Source organism: Micromonospora ferruginea, assembly GCF_013694245.2.
In the GTDB taxonomy this organism is placed as follows: domain Bacteria; phylum Actinomycetota; class Actinomycetes; order Mycobacteriales; family Micromonosporaceae; genus Micromonospora; species Micromonospora robiginosa.
Genome location: NZ_CP059322.2, coordinates 4,584,325 through 4,602,353 on the forward strand (window position 1 = coordinate 4,584,325; position 18,029 = coordinate 4,602,353).

Consider the following 18,029-nt stretch of genomic DNA (forward strand, 5'->3'; position numbering starts at 1 on the left):
CTCAGGTGTTTCTCAGTCCACCCCGGACAGGTGCTTCGCCCGGGTGAACACGTCGTCCAGCATCGAGGGCGTGAGCCGGCCGGTGAACGTGTTCTGCTGGCTGACGTGATAGCAGCCGAGCACGGCCGGCGCGGACTCGCCGGACCAGTGTGCCCCATGACCGAACACGGGTCGCGGTGTGGGCGGGCGCTGTCCGTACACGTGCCGTAGCACCGGCCACCACGCGGCCCAGGCGAACGCGCCAAGCGCGACCACCACGCGCAGGGTGGGGCGTACCAGCTCGACCTCGCGGTGCAGCCACGGCGCGCAGGTGTCCCGCTCGGCCGGGGTGGGTTTGTTGTCCGGCGGCGCGCAGCGCACGGCGGCGAAGATCCGGGTGTCCCGCAGGGTGAGGCCGTCGTCGGCGGCCACGCTGGTCGGCTGGTTGGCCAGCCCCGCCCGGTGCAGCGCGGCGAAGAGCACGTCGCCGGAGCGGTCCCCGGTGAAGATCCGGCCGGTGCGGTTGCCGCCGTGCGCGGCGGGCGCCAGGCCGAGGATCGCGATCCGGGCGTCCGCCGGGCCGAGGCCCGGCACCGGACGCCCCCAGTAGTGCTGGTCGCGGAACGCGGCCCGCTTGACCCGGGCCACCTCCTCCCGCCACGCGGGCAGGCGAAACAGTCGGCGACCGCGCCGTCGAGGTCGGCCAGGTCGGTCGCCCGCGCCGCGCGGGCGACCACCTCGCCGGGGGTACGCGACTCAGCCAAGCTTGGCCCGGAACAGTTCCAGCGTGCGGGCCCAGGCGGTGGCGGCGGCCCGCTGGTCGAAGTGCTCCGGCCGGTCCTCGTTGAAGAACGCGTGCGCGGTGCCCGGGTAGTCGAACGTCTGGCAGGTGCCGCCGGCGGCCTCGATGGACCGGCTGACGCTCTGCACGCCGTCGGCGGCGGAGAGGCCGTCCGCCTCGGAGCAGTGGACGAGCGACGCCTTACCCGCGTAGCCGGACCAGTCGGTGGGCATGCCCTCCCAGGGCAGGCGCGGGTAGAAGCCGGCGGTGGCGACGATCCGCTCGGAGAACCTGCCGGACCACAGGGCCAGGCTGGCGCCCGCGCAGAACCCGGCGCAGCCCACCTTGCCGGCGACCTCGGGCCGGTCGGCCAGGTATTCGGCGGCGGCCGCGATGTCGCTGGCCGCCTCGTCCATCTGGGTGCTGTTCAGCATCTGCCGGGGCTCGGTCGGCTTCACGGCCGGCCCGCCGTGCCGGAAGTCGGGCGCGAGGGCGACGAAGCCGGCGTCGGCGAAGCGGTCGACCACGGCCCGGACGTGGGGCACCAGACCCCACCAGTCCTGGATGACGATGACCGCCGGGCTGGCCACACCGCCGGAGGGTATCGCGAGATACCCCTCGCTCGTCCCCCCGTTGCCGGTGAAGCTCACCATCTCGCCCATGGGCCCGTCCTCCTAGCGGTCAGTCATCGTTGGCTGGTCGCACAGTTGGGTGTTACGTGCCGGTAGCGTGCCATGCCGTCACCGGCCCGGGGAAGACGGAAGAACAGTGGCATTCACCTCCTGTACACACCGTCGGGGCCACACGCCGGTATAGCGATTGCTAAACTCACCTCATGGTGGCTGGCGAGTGGGACATCTACCTCGTCGACGAGGTGCGGCAGTGGCTCGACACCTTGGACACCAACACTCATGCCCGCGTCGTTCAGGCGATAGACCTCCTCGCCGAGCTAGGCCCGGGGCTCGGACGGCCGCTGGTCGACACGATCCATGGTTCGTCGATAGCCAACTTGAAGGAACTCCGGCCAGGCACCGTACGTATCCTCTTTGCGTTCGACCCATGGCGTTCGAGCGTCCTCTTGGTAGCCGGCGACAAGTCCGGCCGCTGGAAGACGTGGTACCAGGAAGCCATACCGGTCGCCGAGCACCGCTACGAGCTCTACCTCAAAGATCGAGCACGAGAGGAGGGGGGAAAGGCATGAGCGAATACTCGCGGTGGCAGGACATTCGCGCCGGCCAGGTCGCCCGAGCCGGCGGTGAGGAAGCGGTGGAGGCGGGCAAACAGCAGCTTCTCGCCGAAGTCATCGGCCACCGGCTCGCCGAAGTGCGTCGCGCCCGAGGGCTGACCCAGCAACAGGTGGCCGACCGCATGGGCGTCACGAAGGGGCGTGTCTCCCAGATCGAGCAAGGGAAGATCTCCGGCCAGGAGGTCGTGGCCCGCTTCGCCGCGGCGCTGGGGGGCCGGCTCCATCAGGCGATCTACTTCGACGACGGCGACATCGCCGCCATCGCGTGACGCGAGATGCCGCCCACCCCGCGGCACGAGCGGGGGTGGGCGGCCAGGACGGTTCAGTTGGTCGGTGTCGGGGTCGGCGCCGCGGGCTCGGTGGAGACCCTGGGACCGGGTTGGGCCGGCAGACCCGTCGCGGTCGGCCCCGGCGCGGCGCTCGCCGTCGATGCGGAAGCGCCGCTCTGCGTGGGCGCGGCGGAAGCCGCCGGCGCGCCGAACGGGGCACGCATGGCGCAGTACGGGTAGGCGTTGCGCGGCGCCGGCACGTTGCCGGACGAGTCCACGCAGTTCGGCCAACCGAGCCGGATCGGCACGCCGTTCTGGTCGAAGAGCTGGGCGTCGCGGATCAACCGGCCCTGCTGGTCGTAGACAAAGACGTCCTCGATCCGGTCGATCCGCCGGTCCACCGAGGTCTGCTGGTAGCCGGCGTACATGTCTTCGCGGGCATTCCGGTGGACGTCAGCGAGCACCGCGAAGGAGAAGACCACCAGCACCGCCGTGCCCAGCAGGTACAGCCGTCGCGGCCAGCCGGTGAAGCCGTCGGAGTGGCGGCCGAGCCAGAGCGACGCGACGACCGCGGCAGCCAGCAGCGCCAGCCCTCCCAGCGCGCTGCCCTCGAGGCGGGGCAGGAGGCCGGCCCGACCGCTGTCGGTCATCTCGCCGATGAGCAACGCGGCCAGCCAACCGCGCAGCAGCCACCAGGCCGGGCGCAGCGAACGCACGAAGTCGGCCACCCGGGCGTGCCCGAGCAGCGGGCCGAGCTGGCGGTCGAGCAGGCGCACCTGGGCGGCGACCCGGTTCCGGGCGCCGGCCAGGCGGTGCAGGCGCGCCGGGCGCCCTCCCGGTTCCGCGCCGGCCGCGGTCCGCAGCTCCGCCGCGTACGCCTCGGGCGGGCCGAGCCGGTCGACGAGCGCGCCGTCGCCCTCGGCGGCCACCTCGGCGAGGTGTTCCGGCAGGTCCTCGGTCAACTCGTCCCGCAGCGCCGGCGGGAGGTCGGCGAGGGCGGCCCGCACCCGGTCGACGTAGTCCGTGATCTCCTGCCCAGTGACGGTCATGCCGCCATCCCCCGATCGTCGAGCAGTGCGTCCATGGTGGTGGCGAACGAGCGCCAGGTCTTGCCGGAGCGGGTGAGCTGGTCGCGCCCGGCGGCGTTGAGCGCGTAGTACTTGCGGTGCGGCCCGGACTCGCTGGGCACCACGTAGGTGGTGAGCAGGCCGGCCGCGAACAGCCGGCGCAGCGTGCCGTAGACCGAGGCGTCGCCGACCTCGGCCAGGCCCGCCTCGCGCAGCCGACGGAGGATGTCGTAGCCGTATCCGTCGGAGTCCTTGAGCACGGCGAGCACGGCCAGATCGAGGACACCCTTGAGAAGCTGCGTCGCATCCACGCTCCGCACACTACTGCGCATTGCGCAATACCGTCAACGACACCACCCGAACAGCCCGTCGATCATGAAGTTGGCGGCAAGGGATGTCCGGAATGTCGCCGCCAACTTCATGATCGACGAGGCGGTGCCGCCCGGTGGGGGTGGGAGGGGAGGGGAGGGGAGGGGTTAGGCGAGGCTCCAGGCGATGCCGTCGAGGATGTCGTGCTCGGAGGCGACCACCGACGGCATGCCGGCTCGCTCCATGATCACGCGCAGCACCAGCGCGCCGGCGCCGATCACGTCCGCCCGGCCGGGGTGCATCACCGGATACGCGAGCCGCTGCTCGCTGCTCTTGCCGAGCAGGTCGGCGGTCACCTCGGCCACCTGCTCGTAGGAGACCCGGGCGTGGTGGATGCGGCTCGGGTCGTACCCCTGGAGCCCTTCGGCCAGGGCGACCACGGTGGTGACCGAACCGGCGAGCCCGACCAGCGTGGCGGCCTCGCGGCCGGGCACGGCGTCGAGCGCGCGGTCGACGGCGGCGGCGATGTCGGCCTCCGCGGCGGCGATCTGCGCCGGGGTCGGCGGGTCGCCGTGCAGGTGGCGTTCGGTCATCCGGACGCAGCCGATGTCCACCGAGATCGCGCCGCGCACGCCGTCGGCGCGGGTGCCGACGACGAACTCGGTCGAGCCGCCACCGATGTCGACCACCAGGTACGGCGGCTCGGCGTCGGCGGGGAGGCCGCGCACCGCGCCGGTGAACGACAGCCGAGCCTCCTCGTCGCCGGTCACCACCTCGGGCGGTACGCCGAGCGTGCGCTCGACCATCGCGCGGAAGTCGGCGGCGTTGGAGGCGTCGCGGGAGGCCGAGGTGGCGCACATGCGCACCCGGTCCACGCCGGCCTTCTCGATCTCCGCCGCGTAGTCGGCGAGCGCGACGCGGGTCCGCTCGACGGCCTCCGGGGCGAGCATGCCGGTCCGGTCGACGCCCTGCCCCAGCCGCACGATCTCCATCCGCCGGCTGACGTCGCGCAGCGGCGCCGCCTCCCCCGCCGACGCGTCGGGCAGGTCGGCGATCAGCAGTCGGATCGAGTTGGTCCCGCAGTCGATGGCGGCCACACGCGCACTCACGGCGCCCACCCTACGGCCCGACCGGCTCACAGGCGCAGCAGCATCCGGGTGTTGCCGAGCGTGTTGGGCTTCACCCGCTCCAGGTCGAGGAACTCGGCGACACCCTCGTCGTAGGAGCGCAGGAGCTGCTCGTAGACCGGCTGCGGCACCGGGGCGCCGTCGATCTCGCGGAAGCCGAACCCGCCGAAGAACCCGGTCTCGAACGTGAGCACGAAGATCCGGGCGACACCCAGCTCACGCGCCGCGTCGATCAGCTCGCCGACGATCCGGTGCCCGAGCCGCCGCCCCCGGCAGGACGGGTCGACCGCCACCGTGCGGATCTCGGCCAGGTCCTCCCACATCACGTGCAGCGCCCCGCAGCCGACCACCGTGCCGTCCGGCGTCGCCGCGACCCGGAACTCCTGCACGTCCTCGTAGAGCGTCACGGTCGCCTTGCTGAGCAGCCGCCGGTCGTCGGTGTAGGTGTCCACCAGCCGGCGGATGCCGCGCACGTCGGCGGTCCGGGCCCGGCGGACCACGATCTCGTCGCCGCTCATCTCACTGGGCCGTGGGCACGTCCACGCAGGGGCCGGCGGCCCACCACTTCTCCACCAGCGCCAGCGTCTCGTCGCCGAACGGGTTCACCCCCGGCCCGGCGGCCAACGCGTGACCGAGATGCACGTGCAGGCACTTCACCCGGCCGGGCATCCCGCCGGCCGAGATGCCGGCGATCTCCGGCACCACGCCGATCGCGTCCCGGCGGCCCAGGTAGTCCTCGTGCGCGGCCCGGTAGCGGGCGGCCAGCTCCGGATCCTCGGCGAGCCGGTCGGCCATCTCCTTCATCAGCCCGGCCGACTCCAGCCGGCTGCACGCCGCGGTGGCCCGCGGGCAGGTCAGGTAGAACAGCGTCGGGAAGGGCGTGCCGTCGGCCAGCCGGGGCGTCGTCTCCACCACGTCGGGCAGGCCGCACGGGCACCGGTGGGCCACCGCCCGGGTGCCGCGCGGCGCGCGTCCGAGCTGGGCGGCCACCGCGGCCAGGTCGGCCTCGGTGGCCGGCTGGCGCTCCGGCGGGGGTACGGAGTCCGCCGCCGGATCCTGCGGTGGTACGACGCTCACGGGTTGTGCCTTTCGCGATAGCTCACTTGTCGGGGCGCTCGGCGTTGGCCGCCTGCACGCTCGACCACAGGGTGTCGTACCAGGGGTCGGGCGGCTTCGGCGGCCCCGGCTTCGCGCCCCTGCCGGCGTCCTTGGCGGCGCCGTCCGGGTCGGAGAGCACCACCAGCAGGGTCTCGCCGGGCTTGCCCATGAAGAACCGCTCCCGGGCCTGCGTCTTGACGTACTCCGGGTCCTTCCACTTGGCCGCCTCGGCGGTCAGCCGGTCGATCTCCGCCCGCTGCGACGCCTGGGAAGCCTCCATCCGCTCGATGTCGGCCTGCTGGTCCAGGTAGACCCTCACCGGATAGGTGTACGCCAGGGCGAGCGCGATCAGCACCGCGAACAGCACGGTGGCGCGCCCGGTGAAGCGCCGGGGTTGGGGTGCGGTGAGCCGCTTGACCGGGCCGCCGGCCGCGCTTCGCCGGGGCGAGCCCGGACGGTTCGCGGCGCGTACGCCCTCGGTGGCGCGGGACGCCCCGGGTGACCGCCCGGCGGCGCGCGCCTCCGCACGGACGCCGTCGCGGGCCGTGGACCGGACCCGGGCACCGCCCGACCGACCGGCCTGACCCGGCCGACGGGCGGGCCGCTGGCCACCCGGTGTGCGGCGCTGCTGCATCGTCACACCCCTCCCCCGGAGCGCTGACCTCAGGCCGAACGGTAACGCGGGAACGCGCCGGCGCCGGCGTACCGCGCCGCGTCGGCCAGCTCCTCCTCGATCCGCAGGAGCTGGTTGTACTTGGCGACCCGGTCCGAGCGGGCCGGGGCGCCGGTCTTGATCTGGCCGCAGCCGGTGGCGACCGCCAGGTCGGCGATGGTGGTGTCCTCCGTCTCGCCGGACCGGTGGCTCATCATGCACGTGAAGCCGGCCCGGTGGGCCAGGTCCACCGCGTCGAGCGTCTCGGTCAGCGAGCCGATCTGGTTGACCTTGACCAGCACCGCGTTGGCGGCCCGCTCGGCGATGCCCCGGGCGATGCGCTGCGGGTTCGTCACGAACAGGTCGTCGCCGACGATCTGGATCCGGTCGCCGAGCGCGGCGGTCAGCGTGGCCCAGCCGCTCCAGTCGTCCTCGGCCAGCGGGTCCTCGATGGACACGATCGGGTAGTCGCCGGCGAGCTTGGTGTAGTAGTTGCTCATCTCCTCGGCGCTCTTCGCGCTGCCCTCGAACGTGTAGGTGCCGTTGTCGAAGAACTCGGTGGCGGCCACGTCGAGCGCGAAGACGATGTCGGTGCCGAGCCGGTAGCCGGCCTTCTCGACCGCCTCGGCGATCAGGTCCAGCGCGGCGGCGTTGGTCGGCAGGTTCGGGGCGAAGCCGCCCTCGTCGCCGAGGCCGGTCGACAGGTCCTTCTTCTTCAGCACCGACTTCAGCGCGTGGTAGACCTCGGCGCCGGAGCGGACCGCGTCCCGGAACGTCGGCGCGCCGATCGGCGCGATCATGAACTCCTGGATGTCGACGTTCGAGTCGGCGTGCGCGCCACCGTTGAGGATGTTCATCATCGGCACCGGGAGCAGGTGCGCGTTGGGGCCGCCCAGGTAGCGGAAGAGGCTCAGCTCGGCGCTGCCGGCGGCGGCCTTCGCCACGGCCAGCGAGACGCCGAGGATGGCGTTCGCGCCCAGCTCGCCCTTGTTGTCCGAGCCGTCGATGTCGATCATCTTCTGGTCGATCAGCCGCTGCTCACTGGCCTCGTAGCCGATGAGCTGGTCGACGATCCGGTCCTCGATGTTGGAGACGGCCTTCTCGACACCCTTGCCCAGGTAGCGGTCCTTGTCGCCGTCGCGCAGCTCGACCGCCTCGAACGCGCCGGTGGAGGCGCCGGACGGCACCGCGGCGCGGGCGATCGTGCCGTCGTCGAGCCCGACCTCGACCTCGACCGTCGGGTTGCCCCGCGAGTCCAGGATCTCCCGGGCGACAATTCCCTCGATGGTTGCCACTGAGTCGCTCCTCGTTTGTGTGTTCCGGTCCGATTCGGGCCGCGACGGTGCGGCTGAGGCAGGTGTTGAACGCAGCGTATCGGTCCCCGCCCTCCCACATGCCGGTCGGGGCGGACCCCACCGCGGCGAATGAGACGGACATTCCCGCTTTACCGGTCGTCAACCGGCAACCGGTTTGCGAGAGGTTGCGTCGATCGACAAGGCTGGGCATCATGCCTGCCGCCTCGACGACTCTCCGCGTGCTCGCCGCCACGGTCATCGCGTCGCTCTCGGTCACCGGTTGCCAGACCCTGGACGACGCGGGCGTCGCACTCGGACGGGCCGACCTGGTGAACGACCTGACCGCGCGGATGGACCGGGCGTTGGAGCAGACCTGGGCCGCCGACTACCAGCTCGCCGGCGGCCGGACCGCCTCGATCGCGCAGACCGCCAAGCCGCTGCGCTCCACCTACACCTGGCCCGGCGGCCGGATCACCGTCACGCAGGAGGCGGTGACCCGGTGCACCAGCGCCTCCGCCCGCACCTCCTGCACCGTGTCGCCCCCGGTGCTCACCGCCGGCAAGCCGTCGGTGATCGTCTACGACGAGGCCCGCAAGCTGGGCCTGGTCACCCCGCCGGCGGTGATCCGGCTGCTCACCGAGGCGGCGCTGGAACCCGACGCGGTCATCAAGCAGAGCGACACCACGCTCGCCGGACACCACGCCACCTGCGTGGACGTCACCAACGCCGGCGATCGCTTCGCCACCTGCGTGACCACCGAAGGGGTGCTGGGCAGCTTCACCGGCACGCTCGACAACAAGGCCGCCGAGGTCACGCTCAGCCGCTACACCGAGACGGTCGAGGCCACCGCGTTCGACCTGCCGGCCGGCGCCGCCGTGGTGGACCGCCGCACCAAGACGTCCTGACGCCTCACCCGCCCAGCCCCAGCAGGGTGCGCAGGTGGCGCGGCGGCGGGCAGTCGTGCGACAGCATCGCGTCGTGCCAGTCGCGCACCGGCACGCCGTCCGGCCGGGCGCCGGCGATCCCGGCCATCTCGCTGTAGCCGACGAAGTAGGTGGAGAGCTGCGTCGAGGTGAGCAACGCGCGCCGCCACTTGCCGGCCGCCTCGCCCTCCTCCTGGAAGCCCCGCCCGGTCATCAGCGCCATCGCGTCGGCCTCGGGCAGGTCGTCGCAGTGCACGAGCTGGTCGAGCAGCGCGTTGATGGTCATCCGGAGCTGCATCTTGAGCTGCTGCAACCGCACCGGCAGCCCACCGAAGCCCAGCCCGGCCATCAGCTCCTCGGTGTAGACCGCCCACCCCTCGATGAACACCCCGGACTCGGTGAGCGCGCGCACCCGCGTCGGACCGGCGTAGCGGCGGGCGTGGGCGAGCTGCAGGAAGTGACCCGGCATCGCCTCGTGCACGGTCAGGTTGCGGATCATGTGGTCGTTGTATTCCCGGTAGAACGACTCCACCCGCCGCGCCGGCCAGTCCGCCGGGGTGGGCGCGATGCAGTAGAACGTCGGCACGTCCGCCGTCTCCAGCGGCCCCGGCGAGTCGCAGTAGGCCACCGCCACGCCCCGGGCGAACTCCGGCATCTCCTGGATCACGCACGGATCCGCGACCAGGCTCACCAGGTCGTGGTGGCGGACGAAGTCGGTGGCCTCGTCCAGCGTGACCGACGCGAGGTCCACGATGGTGGCGTCGTCCGGGTGCTCGGCGGCGAGCAGGTCCAGTGCGCGGCGTACCGTCTCGTCGTCGGCCGGACCACCGACCAGCTCGACCGCCGCCGCCCGGATCTCGTCGGTGACCCGGTCGAGGTTGGCCCAGGCGCGGCGCTGCACCTCGGCGGCGCCCAGCTCGGTGTCGAGCGTGTGCCACAGCCGCGCCTCCCAGCGCCGCCGCCCCAGCCGCGGGTCACGCCCCGGGCCGGCGTCCGCCGCCAGCCCGGCCCGCAGCCACGCCACGAACTCGTCAAGCGCGGCGACCGCGGCGGTGGCCGCCGGGCCCACCCGGTCACGCAACGCCGGCGCCTGCGCGAGCAACGCCGGCACCTCGTCGCGGACCAGCGCCGCCGCGCCGGCGAACTGCCCCACCGCCGTCTCGGCGTGGACCCGCGGCATGTCCCGCAGCGTCGCGCGCGCGGTCGCCAGCGCATCCGGTACGGCGTCGAGGCGCCCGGCGAGGTGGGTCAGCCGCTCGTCGACCGGGGCGTAGGGGCGGGCCAGCAACGCGTGCAGCAGCGGACCCGGGTTGTGCCGCAGCGGATCCCACTCGTGGCTGCGGATCTCGGTGGCCTCGAACAGCCCCCGGTCGACCAGGCTGCTGAGCAGCGCGTGGTCCACGCCCTCGTCGACGTCGAGCACGTCCGGGTCGATCTCGGAGAGGGCATCGGCCGCGTCCTTCAGCATCGCCTGGTCGGCGGCGAGGGCGTCGGCGGAGAGGTCGGGCAGGCGGTCGTCGTAGCGGTGGTCCCCGGCGGCGGTGGCCAACCCGGGCCGGCTCTCCAGCAACGCCTCCACGATCCGCTCCGCGAGCGGCACGAACGCTTCCATCCCCGAACCCTACCGACCACCCCCGACACCCCCGCCCAGCGCCCAGCGCCCACCCTCGCTCGGCTCGGCTCGGCTCGGCTCGGTTGCGAGATCTTGGTACGAAACGGCCCCCGAGGGGCCCTTTCCTACCAAGATCTTCAGAACCCCAAGCTGCGGACATCAACTCTCACCATTCGAGAAGCCACCCACGAACAGCCCCCTCGCCCCGCCCATCCCCGCGATCTTGCAGTTTCGGCCCCTCTGATGTCTGGTTCAGGCGGTTTGCCGGGGCCGAAAGTGCAAGATCGACGGGGGCCGGGCGAGGGTGCGTAGGGGTGGGGAGGCCGGGCATGGGACGACGGCGCACCGGGGAGCGTGTGACGGCCTCGGGGCGGCGAGGTCGGGCCGGGGCGGGGTTGGCGCGGACCGGCTCGGCGTACGCCGGGGTGGCGGGGTCAGGTTGGGGGCGGGGGTGGCGCGTTCGGCGACGCGGACGGCCTCGGCGTACGCCAGGGTGGCGCGGCGGAGCGCCGCCTCCGGGTCGATGCCGGCCTGCCGGGCCGCCGCGACGGTGGCCAGCAGGCTCGCGCCCAGCCGCGCCTCCGGGTCCACCTGCGACTCGGCGAGCGGCGGCGGGACGGCCAGCCCCACCCGGCCGGCGCGATCCAGGATCTTCGCGGCCAGGGCGAGCGCGGGCTGGCTCAACGCGATGCCGTCGAGCACCGAGTCACGGGTCTTCTCGGCCCGCTTGATCCGCTCCCAGTTGGCCTCGATCTCCTCGATCGTGCCGGCCTGCTCGCCGGAGAACACGTGCGGGTTACGCCGGACCATCTTGTCGACCAGGCCGCCGGCCACGTCGTCGACGGTCCAGCTCTTCCCCTCCGGCAGGTCCTCGGCCAGCCGGGCGTGCAGCAGCACCTGGAGCAGCACGTCGCCCAACTCCTCGCGGAGCGCGTCGGTGTCGTCGGCGCTGATCGCGTCGTACGCCTCGTAGCACTCCTCGATGAGGAACGCGGCCAGGCTGCGGTGGGTCTGCGCCCGCTTCCACGGATCGCCGCCCGGGGAGGCCAGCCGGTCCATCACCTCGACCGCGTCGAGCAGCCGGGCGCCCGGCGGGTCCCACGAGCCGTACATCAGCTCCAGCTCGGCCAGGCCCGGCTGGCGGGCCAGCCGCAGCCCCAGCTCACGGGCGAGCGTCTCGTCGCCGGTCGCGCCGGCCAGCCAGACCGCGCCGCCGTGGGCGGCGGCGGCGTCCAGCAGCGCCTGCGTCGCGCCCTCGGTCACCACGCGCACCTCGGCGCCGGCCGTCCGGACCGCCCGGGTCAGCTCGCCGTCGACGCCGGTGAGGACCGGCGCGGAGCGTACGGCGTCCCAGGCGGCCGAGGTCAGCAGCCCGGCCGGCAGCCGGGGCGAGGTGACCAGCAGGACGATGCGCGCGGTCATGCGCCGGGCGCCGCCGATGGGTCGACCACCGGCGCCGAGTCACCGGTCTCCGGCTCCGGGGTGGAGATGTCGGTGACCGACGAGCCCGCCTCGCCGAGCGGCACGGAGACCGCCGGCACGTCACCCTTGAAGGTGAGCACCGGGAAGGCCAGCGGCCGGTAGCGCGGGTTGACCGAGACGTCGTACCCGTCGATGGCGTCGGCGAGCGCCTTGCGGGTGGCCAGCGCGGAGCGGAGCTGGTCGCCGTCGAGCTGGCCGGCGGCGTCCGCGTCGGACACGTCCGGCGGGATGGCGCCGGCGGCCCGACCGGCGGCGATCACCGCGGCCAGGTCCTCCTTGGTGGGGGCGGTCGACTCGCCCACCGGCACGCCGGAGACGCAGGTGTAGAACTCGGCGACCCGCTTCGGGTACGTCGCGTCGGCGGGCAGGCCGAGCTGCTGGGCCACCTGCTCCGCGGTGACCTGGTTCTTCGGCTGGTAGCCCTTGTCGGCGGACAGCTCCTTGCACACGTCCGACAGCACCAGGGTGGCGACCACCTGGTCGCGGGGCGGCAGCAGCGCGTCGGCCTGCCCGGCGGTGGCCGGCTGGCTGGCCAGGCCGCTGCGGGCCTCGTCGAGGATCGAGGTGACCTGGTCCTCGGTGACGCGGTGGTCACCGACGTAGGCGGCGACCCCCGGCTCGGTACGGCAACCGGAGAGGGCGACGAGGCCGACCGCCACGCTGGCGACGGCGACAAGACGGCGAGCACGCATGACGGTCACTCTCTCACGCCCTGCGGTGGGCTGTGACGCCGCCCACCTCACCGCGCACCCGCCCCGGCCGGCTGCGCCGCCGCCGGTTCGCCGAGGACGTCGGAGAGGAGCTGGGCGCACCACTCCAGCAGTGCCTGGTCGCGCAGCGGCTCGCCGCCGATCCGGCGGGTGCTCGGCCGGGGCACGCTGACCTGGTCGGCCGCCTGCTTGTAGACCGAGTCCGGGTGGTAGCGCTTGAGCCGCATCTGCTTCGAGTCGGGCAGCGGCAACGGACCGAACCGGATGTGCTTGCCCTGCATCGACACGTCGGTGAGGCCGTAGCGGCGGGCCAGCAGCCGGAACCGGGCCACCGCCACCAGGTTCTGCACCGGCGCGGGCGGCTCGCCGTAGCGGTCGGTCATCTCGGCCACCACCTCGTGCAGCCGCTCGGCGTCGCGGGCCTCGGCGAGCTTGCGGTACATCTCCAGCCGCAGCCGCTCCACCCCGACGTAGTCGTGCGGCAGGTGCGCGTCGATCGGCAGGTCGATCTTGACGTCGACCTCCTCCTCGGTGCTCTCGCCCTTGAACGCGGAGACGGCCTCGCCGACCATCCGCACGTACAGGTCGAAGCCGACGCCCTCGATGTGGCCGGACTGCTCGCCGCCGAGCAGGTTGCCGGCGCCCCGGATCTCCAGGTCCTTCATCGCCACGTACATGCCGGCGCCCAGCTCGGTGTGCTGGGCGATGGTGGCCAGCCGCTCGTGCGCGTTCTCGGTGAGCGGCTTCTCCGGCGGATAGAGGAAGTAGGCGTACGCCCGCTCGCGGCCCCGGCCGACCCGGCCGCGGATCTGGTGGAGCTGGGCCAGGCCGAGCAGGTCGGCGCGCTCCACGATCAGCGTGTTGGCGTTCGGGATGTCGATGCCGGACTCCACGATCGTGGTGCAGACCAGGACGTCGAACTCCTTCTCCCAGAAGCCGACCATCACCTTCTCCAGCGCTTCCTCGCCCATCTGGCCGTGCGCCACCGCGACCCGGGCCTCGGGCACCAGCTCGCGGATCCGCCGCGCCGCCTTGTCGATCGACTCGACCCGGTTGTGCAGGTAGAAGACCTGCCCGTCGCGGAGCAGCTCGCGGTGGATGGACGCGGCCACCTGCCGGTCGTCGTACGCCCCGACGAACGTGAGCACCGGGTGCCGCTCCTCCGGCGGGGTGGCGATGGTGGACATCTCCCGGATGCCGGTGATCGCCATCTCCAGAGTCCGTGGGATCGGGGTGGCCGACATGGCGAGCACGTCGACCGAGGCGCGCAGCGTCTTCAGGTGCTCCTTGTGCTCGACGCCGAAGCGCTGCTCCTCGTCGATGATGACCAGCCCGAGAGACTTGAACCGGGTGGCCGCCTGGAGCAGCCGGTGGGTGCCGATGACGATGTCGACGCTGCCGTCGGCGACCATCTCCAGCGTCCGCTCGGACTCCTTCGGCGTCTGGAACCGGGAGAGCTGCCGGATGTTCACCGGGAACTGGCTCATCCGCTCGGCGAACGTGTTGTAGTGCTGCTGCACCAGCAGCGTGGTGGGCACCAGCACGGCCACCTGCTTGCCGTCCTGCACCGCCTTGAACGCCGCCCGCACCGCGATCTCGGTCTTGCCGTAGCCGACGTCGCCGCAGATCAGCCGGTCCATCGGGACGGTCTGCTCCATGTCCCGCTTGACCTCCTCGATGGCGGCCATCTGGTCCGGCGTCTCCTGCCAGGGGAACGCGTCCTCCAACTCCCGCTGCCACGGGGTGTCCGGGCCGAAGTTGTGCCCCTTGGACGCCTTGCGGGCGGCGTAGAGCTGGATGAGCTGCGCGGCGATCTCGCGGACCGCCTTGCGGGCCCGGGCCTTGGACTTCTGCCAGTCCGAGCCGCCCATCTTGTGCAGCGTGGGCTGCTCGCCGCCGACGTAGCGGGAGAGCTGGTCGAGCTGGTCGGTGGGGACGAAGAGGCGGTCGCCGGGCTGGCCGCGCTTGCTCGCCGCGTATTCGATGACCAGGTATTCGCGGCTGGCGCCGTTGACGGTGCGCTGCACCAGCTCGACGTAGCGGCCGATGCCGTGCTGCTCGTGCACGACGAAGTCGCCGGCCTTCAGCTCCAGCGGGTCGATGGTGTTGCGCCGCCGGCTGGGCATCTTGCGCATGTCGCGGGTCGAGGTGCCCCGGCCGCCGGTGACGTCGTCGCCGGTCAGCAGCACGAACTTCGACGCCTCGTCGACGAAGCCGGCGGTCAGGCAGCCGCAGGAGACGAGCACCTCGCCGGGCGCCGGCGCGGTGGGCACCTCCTCGGTGAGCCGGGCGCCGAGGCCGGCGTCGCGGAGCACCTCGACGGCCCGCTGGGCGGGACCGTGGCCCTCGAAGACCAGCGCGATCGACCAGCCCTCGCCGGCCCAGCGCTTCAGGTCGTCGACCACCCGGGCGGTCTCGCCGTGGTAGAGCGGGGCGGGCTGGGCGGCCAGGCTCACCGCGATGGCGTCGTCGGGGGTGACGTCGACCTCGGCCGGCGCGTCCTCCCAGGGCTGCCGGGCCGGCGCGGCGTCGGCTTCCACCAGGCCGAACGGGGCGAGCGTCCACCAGGGCTGGCGCAGGGCGCGGGCTTGCGCGCGTACCTCGGCCAGGGTCTTGAAGGCGGCGGCGCCGAGGTCGACCGGGGCCTGGCCACCGACGGCGGCCGCGGCCCAGCTCGCCTGGAGGAACTCCTCCGAGGTACGGACCAGGTCGTGCGCCCGGGTGCGGATGCGCTCCGGGTCGCAGAGCAGCACGTGGGTGCCGGCCGGCATGCAGTCGACCAGCAGCTCCAGCGCGTCGTCGCCGATCAGCGCCGGGGCCAGCGACTCCATGCCCTCGACCGGGATGCCCTCGGCCAGCTTGTCGAGGATCTCGGCCAGCTCGGGGTGCTCGGCGGCGAGCGCGGCGGCCCGCTGCCGCACCGACGGGGTGAGCAGCAGCTCGCGGCAGGGCGGCGCCCAGAGCTGCGGTACGCCCTCGATGGTGCGCTGGTCGGCGACGGCGAAGGTGCGGATCTCCTCCACCTCGTCGCCCCAGAACTCGACCCGGGACGGGTGCTCGTCGGTGGGCGGGAAGACGTCGAGGATGCCGCCGCGCACGGCGAACTCACCACGCTTGGTGACCAGGTCGACCCGGGCGTACGCCATGTCGGTGAGCCGGCGGGCCACCTCCTCCAGGTCGGCCTCCTCGCCGGCGGCGAGCTGCACCGGCTCCAGGTCGCCGAGGCCCTTGAGCTGCGGCTGGAGCAGCGACCGGACGGGCGCCACGACCACCCGCAGCGGGCCGGTGCGGCCGTGCGCGTCGGCCGAGTCGGGGTGGGCCAGCCGGCGCAGCACGGCGAGGCGCCGCCCGACCGTGTCGGAGCGGGGCGACAGGCGCTCGTGCGGCAGCGTCTCCCAGGACGGGAAGACGGCGACCTGCTCCGGCGGCAGCAGGCTGCCCAGCGCGGAGACCAGGTCGTCGGCCTCGCGGGTGGTGGCGGTCACCGCGAGCACGGGTCGGCCGGCACCTTGTTCGTCGGCAGCCACCGCCGCGACCGCGAACGGGCGCAGCGCGGCGGGGGCGGTGAGGTCGAGGCCGTCGACCTGCGCGGCACCGGAGCGCGCCAGGTCACGCGCCCGGGCCAGCCCGGGGTCGGCCAGGGCGGCGGCGAAGAGTCCGGTGAGCATCAGTGATCACTTCCAGCGGGTCGACGCATGACGACGACCCCGCGTCCAGCCGGACGGGGGGTGCACCCGTCGAGCCTATCCCCCTCCCCCGACCATCCGGGCGTCGCCGCTTTTCGATCTTGACGACCCGGGCCCGGCGTGGTGCGGTGGACCGATGGTCGAGTATCGGGCGGTCTTCGACGCCGAGGTGGTCTTCGCCAACGGTGGGGGCCTGCGCACCGACGGTTTCCGGCTGGACGTCCCCGACCCCGAGGTCACCGACGACGAGCTGGCCGCGCTGCTCGTACGGCACCTCGGGCTGCTCATGGTCGGCGAGGTGCGGATCAGCAACCGGAGCGTGGTGGAGGAGCCGCACAAGGGCGGACGCGGCGTGGCGACCGCCCCGACCGGCGGCGGGCGGCGGCTGGTCGAGCTGAGCCACGAGATCACCGACGGCATGGTCACCCTCCCCGACCTGCCGGCCCCCCGGATCACCGACTGGCTGAGCCGGGAGGCGTCCCGACAGCGGTACGCACCGGGCGTCGAGTTCCACATCGCCCGCATCGACATGATCGCCAACACCGGCACGTACGTCGACACGCCGTCGCACCGCTTCGCCGCCGCCCCCGACCTGGCCGGGGTGCCGCTGGACCGGCTGGCCGACCTGCCCGCCCTGGTGGTCCGCGTGCCCGCCGGCACCCGAGCGGTGGACCGCCTGCTGCTCGCCCCCTATCAGGTGGCCGGGCGGGCGGTGCTGCTGCACACCGGCTGGGACGCGCACTTCGGCACCGACGCCTACGCCGCACCGGACGCGCCCTACCTGACCGGCGACGGCGCCTCCTGGCTGGTCGACGCCGGCGCGGCGCTGGTCGGCATCGACTCGATCAACATCGACGACATGACCCCGGCGGCGGCCGGCGAGCGCCCCGCGCACACCGCGCTGCTGGCCGCCGGCATCCCGATCGTGGAGCACCTGACCGGCCTCGGCGCGCTGCCACCGACCGGTTTCCGGTTCACCGCCGCCCCGCCGAGGGTGGCCGGCATGGGCACCTTCCCGGTTCGCGCCTTCGCCGTCGTCGACGCCCGACCACCCTCAACCTCCGTCGATCGGTGAGCGGGGGCCGCCAGGGCGGACGCCCCGCACCGCGACGTCAGGAACGCCGGCGGACCGGGGAGCGCTGGTGGGGTCTGCCGTTGAGCGTCGGGACGGGTGTCCGGACCCCCGAGACACCCGCGCCGTCCCACCCCGCCGCGCCGCTCCCACGTAGCAGGCAATCCTTCCCGCATGTCAGGAGCAGGAGAGATCTTGGAAGCTGAGCGCCCCTCCGGGGGCCATTTCGCTCCAAGATCTCGACCGACGGCGTCGATCTAGGAGTTTTGGCACCTCAGATAGCTGGCAACTCCGGCATTTCCTGACACCACAAGCCCAAGATCGACGAAGCATCCTTGATCGCGAGGCGGGCGGGGCGGGTTTAGGCGGCGCGGGATGCGGTGGGGTCCAAGCGGCGGAGCAGGCGCTGGGACGCGCGGACCAGCACCCGGGACCGGGGCAGGTCGAGCGGCCACCGCTCGACGTCCTCGCCGGCGGAGAACTCCAGCAGCATGCCGGACGGCGCGGTCGGGCCGACGTCCATCCGCCACAGGCCGACGCCGGCCTGGATCACCTCGTCACCCCGGAGCGCCGTGCCGGCGAGGCGGGACAGGTGCAGGCCGTTGCCGTCGGCACAGTCCGAGCCACGCAGGCACCAGGGCGGGTGGGCGATGTTCGATAGGTTGCTCATGGGCCGGGCTCCTTTCCCGGTCAAGGCCCGGGGAGCGGAGTGCCAGCTCCA

The 18,029-nt window shown here is 73.1% G+C and carries 16 protein-coding genes and 2 pseudogenes; 4 read left to right on the plus strand and 14 right to left on the minus strand.

The window, feature by feature from the left end; translation table 11 throughout:
• Positions 1-12: 12 nt before the first annotated feature.
• Together H1D33_RS19885 and H1D33_RS19890 are read right to left on the minus strand one after the other, a co-directional pair.
• A pseudogene (locus H1D33_RS19885) lies at positions 13-716 on the minus strand (uracil-DNA glycosylase).
• 19 nt (positions 717-735) lie between these two features.
• Positions 736-1,422 carry a dienelactone hydrolase family protein gene (locus H1D33_RS19890; RefSeq protein WP_181571714.1) on the minus strand — a complete coding sequence of 229 codons (687 nt, stop codon included), beginning with the start codon at positions 1,420-1,422 and terminating at the stop codon, positions 736-738.
• 173 nt (positions 1,423-1,595) lie between these two features.
• Here H1D33_RS19890 and H1D33_RS19895 point away from each other — a divergent pair, with 173 nt between their 5' ends.
• Together H1D33_RS19895 and H1D33_RS19900 are read left to right on the plus strand one after the other, a co-directional pair.
• Positions 1,596-1,961 (plus strand): type II toxin-antitoxin system RelE/ParE family toxin, encoded by a 366-nt coding sequence (locus H1D33_RS19895; RefSeq protein ID WP_181571713.1) that lies wholly within the window; start codon positions 1,596-1,598, stop codon positions 1,959-1,961.
• The gene (locus tag H1D33_RS19900) at positions 1,958-2,275 is read left to right on the plus strand and encodes a helix-turn-helix domain-containing protein (RefSeq protein ID WP_181571712.1); all 318 of its coding nucleotides are present in this window, start codon (positions 1,958-1,960) and stop codon (positions 2,273-2,275) included. Before H1D33_RS19895 ends, H1D33_RS19900 begins: the two co-directional genes overlap by 4 nt.
• Before the next feature lie 53 nt (positions 2,276-2,328).
• On the opposite strand, the gene H1D33_RS19905 is transcribed toward H1D33_RS19900, so the two are convergent.
• From H1D33_RS19905 to eno, 7 genes are all read right to left on the minus strand, one after another.
• Positions 2,329-3,324, minus strand: a complete 996-nt coding sequence (locus tag H1D33_RS19905; RefSeq protein WP_181571711.1) for an HAAS signaling domain-containing protein — start codon at positions 3,322-3,324, stop codon at positions 2,329-2,331.
• Positions 3,321-3,653, minus strand: coding sequence for a PadR family transcriptional regulator (locus H1D33_RS19910; protein ID WP_181571710.1), 333 nt, complete (start codon positions 3,651-3,653; stop codon positions 3,321-3,323). The genes H1D33_RS19905 and H1D33_RS19910 overlap by 4 nt, the downstream gene beginning before the upstream one ends.
• Before the next feature lie 165 nt (positions 3,654-3,818).
• Complete coding sequence (locus H1D33_RS19915) at positions 3,819-4,748, minus strand: Ppx/GppA phosphatase family protein (RefSeq protein ID WP_181572663.1); 930 nt, start codon at positions 4,746-4,748, stop codon at positions 3,819-3,821.
• Between the two features lie 38 nt (positions 4,749-4,786).
• Positions 4,787-5,296, minus strand: a complete 510-nt coding sequence (locus tag H1D33_RS19920) for an amino-acid N-acetyltransferase (RefSeq protein ID WP_181571709.1) — start codon at positions 5,294-5,296, stop codon at positions 4,787-4,789.
• A gap of 1 nt (position 5,297) precedes the next feature.
• Positions 5,298-5,855 (minus strand): DUF501 domain-containing protein, encoded by a 558-nt coding sequence (locus tag H1D33_RS19925; RefSeq protein WP_181571708.1) that lies wholly within the window; start codon positions 5,853-5,855, stop codon positions 5,298-5,300.
• A gap of 22 nt (positions 5,856-5,877) precedes the next feature.
• Entirely contained in the window at positions 5,878-6,510 is a 633-nt protein-coding gene (locus tag H1D33_RS19930; RefSeq protein WP_181572662.1) for an FtsB family cell division protein, read from the minus strand.
• A gap of 29 nt (positions 6,511-6,539) precedes the next feature.
• Positions 6,540-7,823: a phosphopyruvate hydratase gene (gene eno / locus H1D33_RS19935; protein WP_181571707.1), complete on the minus strand. Its 1,284-nt coding sequence runs from the start codon at positions 7,821-7,823 to the stop codon at positions 6,540-6,542.
• A 212-nt stretch (positions 7,824-8,035) separates the two neighbouring features.
• Here eno and H1D33_RS19940 point away from each other — a divergent pair, with 212 nt between their 5' ends.
• A complete protein-coding gene (locus tag H1D33_RS19940; RefSeq protein WP_181571706.1) occupies positions 8,036-8,728 on the plus strand; it encodes a hypothetical protein in 693 nt (230 codons plus the stop codon).
• 4 nt (positions 8,729-8,732) lie between these two features.
• On the opposite strand, the gene H1D33_RS19945 is transcribed toward H1D33_RS19940, so the two are convergent.
• The 4 genes and pseudogenes from H1D33_RS19945 to mfd form a co-directional block, all read right to left on the minus strand.
• Positions 8,733-10,358 (minus strand): DUF885 domain-containing protein, encoded by a 1,626-nt coding sequence (locus H1D33_RS19945; RefSeq protein WP_181571705.1) that lies wholly within the window; start codon positions 10,356-10,358, stop codon positions 8,733-8,735.
• A gap of 450 nt (positions 10,359-10,808) precedes the next feature.
• Positions 10,809-11,780 (minus strand): annotated as a pseudogene (locus H1D33_RS19950) (nucleoside triphosphate pyrophosphohydrolase); the annotation flags it as partial.
• Entirely contained in the window at positions 11,777-12,532 is a 756-nt protein-coding gene (locus H1D33_RS19955) for a hypothetical protein (protein ID WP_181571703.1), read from the minus strand. The gene H1D33_RS19955 and the pseudogene H1D33_RS19950, both read right to left, overlap by 4 nt.
• A gap of 47 nt (positions 12,533-12,579) precedes the next feature.
• Positions 12,580-16,218 (minus strand): transcription-repair coupling factor, encoded by a 3,639-nt coding sequence (mfd, locus tag H1D33_RS19960; RefSeq protein ID WP_181571702.1) that lies wholly within the window; start codon positions 16,216-16,218, stop codon positions 12,580-12,582.
• A gap of 154 nt (positions 16,219-16,372) precedes the next feature.
• Between mfd and H1D33_RS19965 the strand changes: the two genes are divergently transcribed.
• The gene (locus H1D33_RS19965) at positions 16,373-17,311 is read left to right on the plus strand and encodes a cyclase family protein (protein WP_181571701.1); all 939 of its coding nucleotides are present in this window, start codon (positions 16,373-16,375) and stop codon (positions 17,309-17,311) included.
• A 358-nt stretch (positions 17,312-17,669) separates the two neighbouring features.
• Here H1D33_RS19965 and H1D33_RS19970 read toward each other — a convergent pair whose 3' ends face one another.
• Complete coding sequence (locus H1D33_RS19970) at positions 17,670-17,978, minus strand: hypothetical protein (protein ID WP_181571700.1); 309 nt, start codon at positions 17,976-17,978, stop codon at positions 17,670-17,672.
• Between the last annotated feature and the right edge of the window lie 51 nt (positions 17,979-18,029).

What these genes read in the sequence shown, in the direction of transcription:
- H1D33_RS19900 (WP_181571712.1), top strand. Translation starts at nt 1,958, where the DNA reads ATGAGCGAATACTCGCGGTGGCAGGACATTCGCGCCGGCCAGGTCGCC.
- H1D33_RS19970 (WP_181571700.1), bottom strand. Translation starts at nt 17,978, where the DNA reads ATGAGCAACCTATCGAACATCGCCCACCCGCCCTGGTGCCTGCGTGGC.
- H1D33_RS19940 (WP_181571706.1), top strand. Translation starts at nt 8,036, where the DNA reads ATGCCTGCCGCCTCGACGACTCTCCGCGTGCTCGCCGCCACGGTCATC.
- H1D33_RS19955 (WP_181571703.1), bottom strand. Translation starts at nt 12,532, where the DNA reads ATGCGTGCTCGCCGTCTTGTCGCCGTCGCCAGCGTGGCGGTCGGCCTC.
- H1D33_RS19920 (WP_181571709.1), bottom strand. Translation starts at nt 5,296, where the DNA reads ATGAGCGGCGACGAGATCGTGGTCCGCCGGGCCCGGACCGCCGACGTG.
- H1D33_RS19905 (WP_181571711.1), bottom strand. Translation starts at nt 3,324, where the DNA reads ATGACCGTCACTGGGCAGGAGATCACGGACTACGTCGACCGGGTGCGG.
- H1D33_RS19945 (WP_181571705.1), bottom strand. Translation starts at nt 10,358, where the DNA reads ATGGAAGCGTTCGTGCCGCTCGCGGAGCGGATCGTGGAGGCGTTGCTG.
- H1D33_RS19930 (WP_181572662.1), bottom strand. Translation starts at nt 6,510, where the DNA reads ATGCAGCAGCGCCGCACACCGGGTGGCCAGCGGCCCGCCCGTCGGCCG.
- H1D33_RS19890 (WP_181571714.1), bottom strand. Translation starts at nt 1,422, where the DNA reads ATGGGCGAGATGGTGAGCTTCACCGGCAACGGGGGGACGAGCGAGGGG.
- H1D33_RS19965 (WP_181571701.1), top strand. Translation starts at nt 16,373, where the DNA reads ATGGTCGAGTATCGGGCGGTCTTCGACGCCGAGGTGGTCTTCGCCAAC.
- mfd (WP_181571702.1), bottom strand. Translation starts at nt 16,218, where the DNA reads ATGCTCACCGGACTCTTCGCCGCCGCCCTGGCCGACCCCGGGCTGGCC.
- H1D33_RS19895 (WP_181571713.1), top strand. Translation starts at nt 1,596, where the DNA reads ATGGTGGCTGGCGAGTGGGACATCTACCTCGTCGACGAGGTGCGGCAG.